The 12135-nt window shown below is 43.1% G+C and carries 16 protein-coding genes; 7 read left to right on the plus strand and 9 right to left on the minus strand.

Annotation, left to right across the window (positions count from 1 at the left end):
- The first annotated feature begins 13 nt into the window (after positions 1–13).
- Positions 14–835, plus strand: a complete 822-nt coding sequence (locus tag EO132_RS05510; RefSeq protein WP_127136970.1) for a lysophospholipid acyltransferase family protein — start codon at positions 14–16, stop codon at positions 833–835.
- Here the strand turns inward: EO132_RS05510 and EO132_RS05515 are convergent.
- Complete coding sequence (locus EO132_RS05515; RefSeq protein ID WP_127136971.1) at positions 832–1476, minus strand: hypothetical protein; 645 nt, start codon at positions 1474–1476, stop codon at positions 832–834. The genes EO132_RS05510 and EO132_RS05515 overlap by 4 nt on opposite strands.
- A 2-nt stretch (positions 1477–1478) precedes the next feature.
- Positions 1479–1973, minus strand: a complete 495-nt coding sequence (locus tag EO132_RS05520; RefSeq protein ID WP_127136972.1) for an RNA polymerase sigma factor — start codon at positions 1971–1973, stop codon at positions 1479–1481.
- A gap of 161 nt (positions 1974–2134) precedes the next feature.
- On the opposite strand from EO132_RS05520, the gene EO132_RS05525 reads away from it, so the two are divergent.
- The gene (locus tag EO132_RS05525) at positions 2135–3442 is read left to right on the plus strand and encodes an NAD(P)/FAD-dependent oxidoreductase (protein ID WP_127137029.1); all 1308 of its coding nucleotides are present in this window, start codon (positions 2135–2137) and stop codon (positions 3440–3442) included.
- Here the strand turns inward: EO132_RS05525 and xerD are convergent.
- Positions 3439–4344, minus strand: a complete 906-nt coding sequence (xerD, locus tag EO132_RS05530; RefSeq protein ID WP_127136973.1) for a site-specific tyrosine recombinase XerD — start codon at positions 4342–4344, stop codon at positions 3439–3441. The genes EO132_RS05525 and xerD overlap by 4 nt on opposite strands.
- Before the next feature lie 226 nt (positions 4345–4570).
- Between xerD and EO132_RS05535 the strand changes: the two genes are divergently transcribed.
- The 4 genes from EO132_RS05535 to aroQ all read left to right on the plus strand — a co-directional run bounded on the left by EO132_RS05535 (position 4571) and on the right by aroQ (position 6119).
- Positions 4571–5095, plus strand: coding sequence for an outer membrane beta-barrel protein (locus EO132_RS05535; protein WP_127136974.1), 525 nt, complete (start codon positions 4571–4573; stop codon positions 5093–5095).
- Between the two features lie 76 nt (positions 5096–5171).
- Entirely contained in the window at positions 5172–5354 is a 183-nt protein-coding gene (locus EO132_RS05540; protein WP_127136975.1) for a hypothetical protein, read from the plus strand.
- Between the two features lie 131 nt (positions 5355–5485).
- A complete protein-coding gene (locus EO132_RS19170; RefSeq protein WP_164732280.1) occupies positions 5486–5635 on the plus strand; it encodes a hypothetical protein in 150 nt (49 codons plus the stop codon).
- Positions 5636–5702: 67 nt separating this feature from the next.
- Positions 5703–6119: a type II 3-dehydroquinate dehydratase gene (gene aroQ, locus EO132_RS05545; protein WP_127136976.1), complete on the plus strand. Its 417-nt coding sequence runs from the start codon at positions 5703–5705 to the stop codon at positions 6117–6119.
- Here aroQ and EO132_RS05550 read toward each other — a convergent pair.
- The 6 genes from EO132_RS05550 to EO132_RS05575 form a co-directional block, all read right to left on the minus strand.
- Positions 6111–6392 (minus strand): DUF3817 domain-containing protein, encoded by a 282-nt coding sequence (locus EO132_RS05550; protein WP_127136977.1) that lies wholly within the window; start codon positions 6390–6392, stop codon positions 6111–6113. The genes aroQ and EO132_RS05550 overlap by 9 nt on opposite strands.
- 3 nt (positions 6393–6395) lie before the next feature.
- On the minus strand, positions 6396–7787 hold the full coding sequence (gene lpdA, locus EO132_RS05555; RefSeq protein WP_127136978.1) for a dihydrolipoyl dehydrogenase: 1392 nt from the start codon (positions 7785–7787) through the stop codon (positions 6396–6398).
- A 119-nt stretch (positions 7788–7906) separates the two neighbouring features.
- Positions 7907–8443: a DUF1572 family protein gene (locus tag EO132_RS05560; RefSeq protein ID WP_127136979.1), complete on the minus strand. Its 537-nt coding sequence runs from the start codon at positions 8441–8443 to the stop codon at positions 7907–7909.
- Positions 8444–8848 (minus strand): peptide-methionine (R)-S-oxide reductase MsrB, encoded by a 405-nt coding sequence (gene msrB, locus EO132_RS05565; protein WP_127136980.1) that lies wholly within the window; start codon positions 8846–8848, stop codon positions 8444–8446.
- A 16-nt stretch (positions 8849–8864) separates the two neighbouring features.
- Positions 8865–9353 carry a peptide-methionine (R)-S-oxide reductase MsrB gene (gene msrB, locus EO132_RS05570; RefSeq protein WP_127136981.1) on the minus strand — a complete coding sequence of 163 codons (489 nt, stop codon included), beginning with the start codon at positions 9351–9353 and terminating at the stop codon, positions 8865–8867.
- A 113-nt stretch (positions 9354–9466) separates the two neighbouring features.
- Positions 9467–10045 (minus strand): collagen-like protein, encoded by a 579-nt coding sequence (locus EO132_RS05575; protein ID WP_127136982.1) that lies wholly within the window; start codon positions 10043–10045, stop codon positions 9467–9469.
- A 161-nt stretch (positions 10046–10206) separates the two neighbouring features.
- On the opposite strand from EO132_RS05575, the gene glgB reads away from it, so the two are divergent.
- Positions 10207–12102, plus strand: coding sequence for a 1,4-alpha-glucan branching protein GlgB (glgB, locus tag EO132_RS05580; RefSeq protein ID WP_127136983.1), 1896 nt, complete (start codon positions 10207–10209; stop codon positions 12100–12102).
- Positions 12103–12135: the final 33 nt, after the last annotated feature.

Genomic DNA, 12135 nt, shown 5'->3' on the forward strand with positions numbered 1-12135 from the left:
ATCAACACTTTGCATGGGTCTGTTCAAGAAAAATCCTTTTGGTCATATTTTATTTTTAAAACGATGGCTGATTCGTATTGCAGGCATGATGACGCATCAGCGCTATAAAGGGTTCAATACCCTGGAAATCGAAGGGTCGCAGATTATCCGGGAGCTTCCTGAGAACAATGTCCTATTTGTGAGTAACCACCAGACTTACTTCGCTGATGTGGTGGCGATGTTCCATGTGTTCAATGCCAGTTTAAAGGGGAGGGATGATTCCATCAGAAACCTTGGCTACCTCTGGAATCCCAAACTGAACATTTACTATGTGGCCGCCAAAGAGACCATGGGCAAGAGTCTGTTGACCAAGATTCTGGCCTATGCGGGTTCCATTAGCATAGAAAGAACCTGGAGGGCAGATGGCAAGAACGTGAACCGCCAAGTGAAATTCAGCGATATCTCCAATATTGGCAAAGCGCTTGATGATGGGTGGGTAATTACCTTTCCACAAGGTACCACCACCCCTTGGAAACCATTGCGGAAGGGTACAGCGCACATCATAAAAAAATACAAACCCGTTGTGGTGCCCGTAGTGATTGATGGCTTCCGTCGTTCTTTCGATAAAAAGGGACTAAGGGTAAAAAAGAAGGGAATTCTTCAGTCCATGCAAATCAAAGAGCCATTGGATATTGACTATGACAACGAATCCATTGATGCGATTTTGGAGAAACTGGAGTATGCCATTGAGCAGCATCCATCATTCCTCAAAGTAATTCCACAAAAGGAACTTCTTGCCTACGAAGAGGAAAACCAAAAAAGGCGATACAGCTATAAGGGCAAGTTGGATGGTTAAACCTCTAATCGTTTAAGGTCGTTGTAATTCTTTCTTAGTTTTTTTAACAGGATGCCATATAGAAGTCTGTAAAACAGCCATATTATAAATAAAACTGCTGTTGTGATCGCTATGGAAGTCACAATGATCAATGCCCAAAATTCAGTGCTATCCCCATCTTGTGCAGCAGCCTGAACTAATTCTTGACCTTCTGGTGTGTACAGTAAAACTCCGTAGGCATAAATAATTGCACTTATTGTAAAGATGATGAGGTTGAACCATACGTATTGGGTAACCGTTCGTTTAACCTTCAAAATGGTCCGCATCAAATTTTTCGAGGAATCCGTGAAAGAGATTTTCCTGTAATTGGTATAAAACTTATAGATAAAGTAAATGATAATGGCATAGTTGATCACATTCAGGGCCATGACGACCTTGTAGATGTGCATGTCCTTGAGCTCCTGCATGGTTTCCGGACCACTGAAAATAATATTAATGGCAGCCCAGAAAATAAATTCTATGATACTGATGTAAAAAATCCATTTTACTATGGACGACGACTTTTTCTTGGTCATCGGATAGATTTGCTCATAGGATAGCTTGGGAAGGTCTGCTTCCCGCTTCTGCCAATCCTTTTTCAAGAGCTCCAGTTCATCCAACATAATCACGGATTTAATATGGTTCTTAATTTAGTTTTTACCCTGCTCATCTTCACTCGTGCATTTACTTCTGTAATACCCAAGGTTTCAGCTATTTCTGAGTAATCCTTGTCTTCCAGATATAGAAAGACCAAGGCTTTGTCAATATCACCAAGTTGCTTAATGGCATCGTACATCAACTTTAATTGCCGTTCCTCGGTATCATCATAATCAGTGGCCTTGATTTTATAGAGGACCGAATCAAAATCCTGGGTCTTGACCCTTTTCTTCGATTTTCTGTACAAGGTTATGGCCGTGTTCAAAGCAACACGGTACATCCATGTACTGAACTTGGCATCTCCCCGAAACTTTGGATAAGCTTTCCATAACTGTATAGTGATTTCTTGGAAGAGGTCGTTATGGGAATCCTTGTCGTTGGTATACAGACTGCACACCTTGTGGACAATGTTCTGATTGTCCTCAAGTTCCGTCACAAAACGATGTTCCAGTTCTTTGTTCACTAAGCGGTTGGTAAGTTTGCTTTATTCATTAGTAGGTGTAACATGACATTTGTTACAGTTCCTGCGGAAATTCTGTGAAATAAAGTTTGAAAGATACAAAAAACAAGCACTGGGATGATTCGCTCAAGCGGGGAATACTTAAATTTGTTGGCATGTCGAGCATGAACATTCCTCAATCCAGTTATCCAAGGGTCGTCATCATAGGCGGCGGTTTTGGAGGCATTGCATTAGCAAAAAAACTAAGTAAAAAAGAAGCCCAAGTGGTTTTGGTGGACAAGCACAACTACCATAATTTTCAACCCTTGCTCTATCAAGTATCCACAGGAGGTTTGGAGCCTGATTCCATCGCATATCCCATTAGAAAAGTATTGCAGGGATATCCCAATTTCTTCTTCAGGTTGGCAGAGGTAGAGGAGGTGAAAACCGACACCAAAAGAATCAAGACCAATATTGGGGAGATTTTTTATGATTATCTGGTGGTGGCAACAGGTTCTGAGACCAACTATTTTGGTAATAAAAATATTGAGACCAAAGGGATGGCCATGAAGACCATTCCCCAATCCTTGAATCTGAGGAGTTTGATTCTGGAGAATTTTGAACAGGCACTTTTGACCGATGATCTACACGAACGTGATGCCCTGATGAATTTTGTAATCGTGGGGGGTGGACCAACCGGGGTTGAACTTGCCGGTGCTTTGGCTGAAATCAAAAAAGGCATCCTGCCCAAGGATTATCCCGATTTGGATACCCGTAGGGCTCAGATAAACCTCGTGCAAGGCGGCGATAGGCTTTTACCGGCCATGAGCGAGAAAGCTTCGGAAAAGGCGGAAAAGTTTTTGGAAGAACTCGGCGTGAATGTCTGGAAAAATATCCGCGTGACCGATTACAATGGAAAACGTGCTACCACGAACACCAAAACCATTTTTGATGCGGAAACCTTGGTTTGGGCAGCAGGGGTACAGGCGGTGGGACTGAAAGGGTTGGATGGCGAGGAGCTCTTGAACAGGGGCAATCGTTTAAAAGTGGACGAGTACCATCAAGTTATTGGTGTTGAAAATGTTTTTGCCATTGGCGATGTGGCACACATGGAAACCGAACGTTTTCCCAATGGATTGCCCATGATGGCCCAACCCGCGATTCAACAAGGGAGAAATCTTGGACATAATTTGGTTCGGTTGATAGAGGGAAAATCCATGAAACCATTTATTTACAAGGATAAGGGTAGCATGGCAACCGTAGGAAGGAACAAGGCTGTAGTGGACATGCCAAACTTCAGGTTTCAAGGAGTGTTTGCCTGGTTTGTGTGGATGTTCGTGCATTTATACTTCCTGATCGGTTTTAGAAACAGGGTAGTGGTCTTCATCAATTGGGTCTACAATTACATCCGATTCGATCGTGAGGCCCGATTGATCATTCGACCGTTCAAAAAGCAGAACAGGGTAGAGCGGGATACCCTAATGCAGGATTAATCCCCTTGCCTTCGTGGATGGAAATCCATCAGCACTTTGTTCAAATGCTTGCGGTTTACATGCATGTACACTTCCGTAGTGGTAATGCTCTCGTGCCCCAACATCTGTTGGATGGCCCTGAGGTCGGCACCATTTTCCAAGAGATGGGTGGCAAAGGAGTGCCGAAAAGTATGCGGACTGATGTTCTTCTCCAGTCCAATGGCTTCGGCCAAGCGCTTTACAATGGTAAAGATCATGGCACGGGTCAATTGTTTGCCCCTACGATTTAAAAAGACAAAATCCTCATGCTCTTTTTTGATGGGCAAATGCACTCGAACCTCTTTCCAGTAGATATTGATGTATTTCTGGTTTACCCCACTTATCGGGACAAAGCGCTGCTTGTTCCCTTTCCCCGTCACTTTTATGAAGTCCTCATCAAAATATAGGTCGGATAACTTTAGGTTGATGAGTTCCGATACGCGAAGCCCACAACCATAAAGGGTTTCCAGAATGGCCCTGTTGCGTTCGCCTTCGGGTTTGGAGAGGTCAATGGCGGCAATCAAGTTGTTTATCTCCTCTTCCGAAAGGGTGTCGGGCAGCTTTCTACCGATTTTTGGAGTTTCGATGAGGTCCATCGGGTTGTCTCCCCTATACTCCTCAAATACCAGATAATTGAAAAAACCTTTTAAACCGGAAATGATGCGTGCCTGTGTCCTGGGGTTGACTGTTTTAGCAATATCATAAATGAACTGTTGCACGGTTTCCCTATCAATCCCGATAGGTTTTTCCTCGATGTTCTGTTCATTCAGATAGTTTACAAGCTTTTGTAGATCCATGGTATAATTTGAAATGGAATTTTGGGAGAGACCACGTTCTATCTTCAAATAATTTTGATAATCCTTAATCGCTTGTTGCCAATTCATAAAGCCAAATATAGTGACATTACACTATCAAGGTTGATTAAAAGCGCCCATCGGTCAACTCAAAATGCCCTTGGGTCAAATGGTAGGGTTTTAAAACCCTCTATTTCCATAATTTCCCACTTGAATATGGACAGATAAACACAAACACAATGATTTTGTAGGAAAAATGGGTCAAACTGTACTATTTTCAATATGATGACGTTTTCTTCTTAGTAAAATTTTAACAATGAAGAAAAAGACAATTGTATTGGCAATAATCGCTTTGGTCACTGTGAGCTTTTCCACTATGGCACAAAGGGTGGACAGAACAAATTTTAAAGCTGGAATCCATGGAGGAGTGCCATTTGGCGATATTTCCGATTATTCAAATTTTGAGATCGGACTTGATTTAGGATATCATTGGGGAGTATCGGAACTCATAGATGCCGGTATTTCCACAGGATTTATGAATGCTTTTATCAATAACGATACAGTGGATTTTGGTCCTGTGGAAGTGGAGGGTGATTTCCCGAACATCCAATATATTCCAGTGACAGCAGCATTCCGATTGTATCCGACCTACGATTTTAAATTGGGGGCTGATGTAGGCTACGCCGTTGGAATAAATGACGGGAATACGGGAGGCTTATATGTGAGACCCATGATCGGTATGAATGTAAGTAGTAATACAGAGCTCAATATATCTTATATTAAAATAAGTGATGATTACGATTTCTCGATGGCGGCATTGGGAATCCTGTTTTTGTTTTAGAAAGAAAAAATAACTGTCATAACCCCAAATCTTGCAGTATAAACCATGAATATTAACCATTAAATACACTTAACAAATGAAAAAATCACTTTTGGTTTTTGCATTATTGATGCTTGGTAACATGGCCGTAAAGGCTCAAACAGATTATAGGGCCGCTCTGGGGTTGGGCATAGACCTGTATGGAGGGGATTTAACCTTTTTTGGTGCCTCCGGGAAATACTTTTTCTCAGAGAAACATGTGGGGCAGGTTTTGGTCTAGAGCATAACGCAACGATTGCTACGTTCCTGTATTCTTTTCACAAGGAATTTTTAGGGCACCGGGTTTACGCTGGTATGCAGGGGCGGGACCAAGTATCATATTTCTTAAAAATTCAGACAATATTTTTTGCTTTGCGCCCTCATTTAGGACTCGATTTTAAGATTGACGGGATTCCTGTAGTGCTCAATTTTGATTGGAGACCTTCCGTTGTGCTCAGCAATGTAGGCGAAAATGAAGTCGCGGCTTTTGGCTTCGGGCTACAGTTTGCCATCAACAATTGATTTATAAAATAAAATGATTTGAGGGCGGGTTTTCCCGCCCTTTTCTTTTTGTTGTATTTTTGATTGCATGAAACTAATGATTATCAACGGACCCAACCTGAACCTTTTGGGAAAACGTGAGCCCGAGGTCTACGGGAGCACCACTTTTGAAGACTATTTTAACCAACTCCGGGAAAAGTTTTCCCAAGTGGAACTGGAATACTATCAATCCAACATTGAAGGGGAATTGATAGGTAAAATACAAGAGGTAGGGTTTGATTATGATGGTATTATTCTCAACGCCGCTGCCTATACCCATACATCCGTTGGAATTGGAGATGCGGTCAAGGCTGTGGAGACTCCAGTTATCGAAGTACATATTTCCAATACGCACCAGCGCGAGGAGTACCGGCATGTGTCCTACATCTCACCAGGGGCCAAAGGTGTCATCCTTGGATTTGGACTCCAAAGCTACGATTTGGCCATCCAGAGCTTTCTAGGCTAAATCTTTCAGATATTTTTTATCGGCGTAGAAGGTGCCAAAGGGCAGGAGGGAGGCTACAAAGAGAATTAGGAACCTTTTGAGTTTCCATTTTCTTTCCCAGCAAAAAACTATGGCCACCACTACGTATAGAATAAACAATATTCCATGTGCCATACCAACAACTTGGTTTGGTTCAGGAATATCCGCCCAATGCTTTAACGGCATGGTCATTCCGAAAAGGAGTAGATAGGAAATACCTTCTAAAATAGCAGTGGCCCTAAAAATTTTAAGCATACCTTATAGGTGGATTACTTCATCATAAGCATCGGCAACAGCTTCCATTACCGCCTCACTCATCGTTGGGTGTGGATGAACCGCTTTCAATACTTCGTGACCTGTGGTCTCCAATTTTCTGGCAACCACGGCTTCAGCGATCATATCGGTAACACCAACACCGATCATGTGGCAACCCAACCACTCACCGTATTTGGCATCAAAAATCACTTTCACAAAACCATCAGGGGTCCCGGCAGCTTTTGCTTTACCACTTGCGGAGAATGGGAACTTCCCAATCTTAAGGTCATATCCTTTTTCTTTGGCTGCCTTTTCGGTCAACCCAACAGAAGCTACTTCTGGGATACAGTAGGTACATCCTGGGATGTTTCCGTAATCCAAGGCTTCAACGTGCATTCCGGCCAGTTTCTCCACGCAGATGATTCCCTCTGCAGAAGCAACGTGTGCCAAGGCTTGTCCTGGGGTTATATCGCCAATGGCGTAGTAGCCTGGAATGTTGGTCTGATAGTAATCGTTTACCAACACTTTGTCTCTGTCCGTAGCGATTCCAACATCTTCCAACCCAATGTTTTCGATGTTCGTTTTGATTCCCACTGCGGATAGTACGATGTCCGCTTCCAGAACTTCCTCGCCTTTTTTGGTCTTCACGGTGGCTTTTACGCCGTCGCCAGAAGTATCGACTTTAGTGACTTCAGCGGAAGTCTTGATTTTTACGCCTGATTTTTTGAAGCTGCGCTCCAATTGTTTGGAAATATCCTCGTCCTCAACGGGAACGATGTTCGGCATATATTCCACAACAGTGACCTCGGTGCCCATGGAGTGGTAGAAGTAAGCGAACTCCATTCCAATGGCTCCACTACCAACGACGATCATTTTCTTGGGCTGTTTTTTCAAGGACATGGCCTCACGGTACCCGATTACCTTTTTCCCATCTTGTGGAAGGCTGGGCAACTCACGGCTGCGCGCTCCTGTGGCAATGATGATGTTATCGGCAGAATATTCGGTAGTATCGCCGTTTTCAGTTTTTACTTCAACTTTTTTACCGGGTCTTACCTTTCCAACTCCATTGATGACCTCGATTTTGTTCTTCTTCATCAAGAACTGGACACCTTTGCTCATTCCCTCGGCAACACCGCGGCTTCTTTTTACAACGGCATCAAAATCATGTTCCACATCCTTGGCGCTCAAACCGTAATCCTCGGCATGCTTTAAATATTCGAAAACCTGAGCAGATTTAAGAAGGGCCTTGGTAGGGATACAACCCCAGTTAAGACATACACCTCCCAAACTTTCTTTTTCTATAATGGCTGTTTTGAAACCTAATTGTGACGCCCTGATGGCCGTAACGTATCCACCTGGACCACTTCCCAAAACAATTATATCGAACTTGCTCATTAGATTTTGATTTTAGTTGTTAGATTAGAAAAAAGCCGTCATTCGGCAGGTGCAAAAGTACGCAAATCAATCTCCATTTCCCAAGTTGAAAAAACTCAAATGTGGATTAGTTTGTGAAATCAGGGTTTATCTGTGCCGAACATCTTTTCATTGAAGGCTTTGGATTCGCCTTTTGGTATGGAAAGGGATTTCCAGTTGTTGCCTTTAATCAGTTTGGCCACAAATACAATCTGGCCAACATGACTGGCATAGTGTGCCAATTGACGGTTGATGGCCTCTATGATGGTGTGTTCTTCCCCACGAATCATAACTTTACTTTCAATATTGGCTGAATCAATACTTTCCAGTGCATCAAACAGGCATTTCCAACCTTTTTCCCATGCTGAAAGCATTTCTGCTTTTGTGGTATATGGTTTTTCAAATTCCAAATCACGTTCCCTCCAAGACTTCTCGCCATCTTCCGTTAAAAAATCGGTCCAACGGCTCAGCATATTCCCGACCATGTGTTTTACAATAATGGCGATGGAATTGTCGGTTTCTACGTATTTCCAATGTATGTCGTCATCGGAAATTTGGGCAAAAGTTGCATTGCCCATCGTTTTGTAGCGCTGAAATTCAAATTTTACGTTGGATAGATAATTCTCTTGGAAATTCATTTACTCTCCAGAATCAAAATCAATGCTCACAGAATTGATGCAATACCGTTGTCCGGTGGTTTCTTTGGGGCCATCATTAAAAACATGACCTAAATGACTGCCACAATTGGCGCAAACGGTCTCTGTGCGAATCATACCATGGGAAGTATCCCTGATGTATTCGATGGCACCTTCTACCGCTTGGTCAAAAGAGGGCCACCCGCAACCACTTTCAAATTTGTGTTCACTTTCAAATAACTTGGCGTTGCATGCTTTACAGTGGTAGTCGCCATTTTCAAAGTGGAGATCGAACTTGCCCGAATAGGGGCGTTCAGTCCCTTTTTGACGTAGAACATAATATTCCTCAGCGGAAAGTTGTTCTTTCCACTCTTCCTCGCTTTTATTTACGCCGTATTTTTTGTCCATATGGTTTTATAAATGTCTAATTGCCGTCGGGGATAAAATCCAGTGCGGCTCCGTTGATGCAGTGCCTTTTTCCTGTTGTATTGCTCGGGCCATCATTGAAAACATGTCCCAGATGTCCTCCACAAACAGCACAATGTTCCTCCGTACGGGCCACACCGATTTTGTAATCGGTGTCGAAAGCTACGTTGCCTTCGATTTCCCTGTCAAAACTGGGCCATCCCGTTCCTGATTTGAACTTGTGCTCACTTTTGAACAATGGTGTCCCGCAGCCAGCGCAAACATAAGTTCCCTTTTGCTTATTGTCCAATAAATCGCTGGAAAAAGCATTTTCGGTGGCAGCTTTTCGGAGCACATAATATTCCATATCGGTGAGCTCGGCCCGCCATTCCGCATCGGTTTTGTTGACTTTGAAGGCTGTTTCCTTGTTTTCTTTTTTTTCTTCCTGAGATGTTCCTTTGCATCCGGTAAATACAATCAAAAGAAGTAATAGCAATCTTTTTCCCATTCTTTGTTTTTTATGTGTTTGGACGTAATTGAATTGAAATCCTTTCAAAAGATTCAATAAAAAAAGTCCCATTGATTACCAATGAGACTTAAGATACTATTTTTTATGGGATATTAGTCAATATTCAATTTCATGACCTCCCCTTCCTTGATATTGAGTTTGGACATGACATTGTCAATATTTGAAGCGTCAAAGTCAGCTGATTGGGCAAATTCGCTCGGTACAAACACAATCCTGAACAATTGATCGTCCGTGAAATCGGTGCTCAATCCGGATAGGTCAAAATTACCATCGATGAACAATTCCAGGTCCACAAAAGTGTGGGCAAAGACGTATTGAATGGTACCTTCGTTCAAGAAGTAATTCTGGGGTATTTGAGTCCAGGCATCTGCGGTTGAACCATCGTTTAGGTCTATCAAACCATCATGTCGGTAAACCAGAACCGCATCTGATTCAAACACCTCAAAGTCGGTCACATCGGAAAAAGTGATTAGTGTGCTGAAAAGATTGTCTTCTGGGATATAGTCAAAGAAAACTCCCTCAACTTCCACAACCTGTCCTTGGATACCGTCAAGACCATCTTGCCCATCGAGTCCATCCAGGCCATCATAACCGGGAGGTCCTTGTGGGCCTTCACATGCCGCGAAGACAAAAACGATAACTGCTCCTAAAATTGTACTAAATTTATTCATGATTTTGGATTTTTTGATTTGTGTTCATTTTAACTGTTGCAGCAATAAAATCAAAAAGCGTTCCATTTTTAAAAAAATGTTGTTTCCAATGTCAAATATGTTGCGATAATCGTATTCTTGCTCAAAGATGCTTATTATTGTATAGTACTAAACCCACTGATATGTCCAAGGTAGTTCCTCATAGTTTTTTTACGGATTTTGATATTGACCTTTTTAAAGGGGGAAAGCATTTTCGGCTCTATAATAAACTGGGTTCCCACCTTACCGAAGTCGATGGGGTCAAGGGAACGTATTTTGCCGTTTGGGCACCCTCGGCCAAATCGGTAAGTGTGGTTGGCGATTTTAATTACTGGAACGCTGACGAACATCAATTGAATGTACGCTGGGACAGTAGTGGTGTCTGGGAAGGTTTTATACCGGGTGTGGACAAGGGCACCAAGTACAAATACAAGATACACTCCAACAACAATGATGTCTGGACCGAGAAGGCCGACCCGTTTGCACGTTTTTGTGAGCAACCACCACATACGGCATCGGTGGTTTGGGAGGATGACCATAAATGGCAGGACATTGATTGGATGAACACCCGGGAGGAGAAAAATGGGCTGGATAAGCCGTATTCGGTTTACGAAGTGCATTTGGCCTCATGGAAGAAAAAGAACGGCTGGGAATCGCTAAGCTATTTGGAGATGGCGGAACAATTGGCCGACTATGTGGAGGAGATGGGCTTTACGCATGTTGAGTTCATGCCTGTGATGGAATATCCCTACGACCCTTCTTGGGGCTATCAGATTACTGGGTATTTTGCACCGACTTCACGTTTTGGAAAACCATCGGATTTTAAAGTTTTGGTAGATGCCTTGCACCAGCGTGGTATCGGGGTGATTTTGGATTGGGTGCCTTCACACTTTCCTGAAGATGCCCATGGACTTGGCTTTTTTGATGGGTCGCATCTTTACGAGCACCCGGACAGAAGAAGAGGTTATCATCCCGACTGGAAAAGCCTCATTTTCAACTATGGAAGAAACGAGGTGCGGGCGTTTTTGATCAGTAATGCCATTTTTTGGCTCGACCAATACCATGTGGACGGACTGCGGGTCGATGCTGTGGCCTCCATGCTCTACTTGGATTATTCAAGGGAAGATGGCGAATGGGAGCCCAATATGTATGGGAACAACGAAAACCTGGAAGCCCTGTCCTTTTTACGGGAGATGAACCAAGAGGTTTACGCCAGTTTTAAAGGGGTTCAGACCATTGCTGAGGAATCCACGGCATTCACAGGGGTGACAAAACCAGTACATTTTGGTGGATTGGGTTTTGGCATGAAATGGATGATGGGCTGGATGCACGATACTTTGGAGTTCTTTAAAAAAGACCCTATACACCGATCATACGATCTGAACAGTATTAGTTTTAGTCTTACCTATGCCTTTACCGAGAATTTCATGCTGCCTTTTTCGCATGATGAGGTGGTGTACGGCAAGCAATCCCTATTGTACCGAATGCCAGGTGATGAATGGCAACGCTTTGCCAACTTGAGGTTGCTCTACGGGTATATGTTCACACACCCGGGAGGCAACTTGCTGTTCATGGGAGGAGAGTTTGGCCAATCTTCGGAATGGAACTTTCAGGAAAGTCTGAACTGGCACTTGACGCAATATGATTTTCATTCAGGCATTCAGGAAGTAATCAAGGATTTGAATAAAATGTACAGGACCCATCCGGCGTTGTACCAAAAACAATTCAGTCCAGAGGGTTTCCAGTGGATAGAGTACAATGATCAGGAAAACACGGTCATTTCCTATATCAGAAAAGGGGAGGACCCCAAAGACGATTTGATCATTGTGTGCAACTTTACCCCGGTCCCGAGGGAAAAATACAGGTTAGGGGTTCCAAAGACATCCACCATGAAATTGGTCTTTAATAGTGATGATGAAAAGTATTCGGGAAGCGGTATGGGCAAAAAAACAGTGAAGCCTTCCAAAACCGAGTGGAACGGGTATGAACAGTCCGTTGTGTTGAACCTGCCACCCTTGGGTGTGGTGGTGTATAAATAAAACACTACTAAATCGTTATAGTTAATTGCTTTT

It is taken from the genome of Flagellimonas oceanensis (assembly GCF_003992595.1).
Classification (GTDB): Bacteria; Bacteroidota; Bacteroidia; order Flavobacteriales; family Flavobacteriaceae; genus Flagellimonas; species Flagellimonas oceanensis.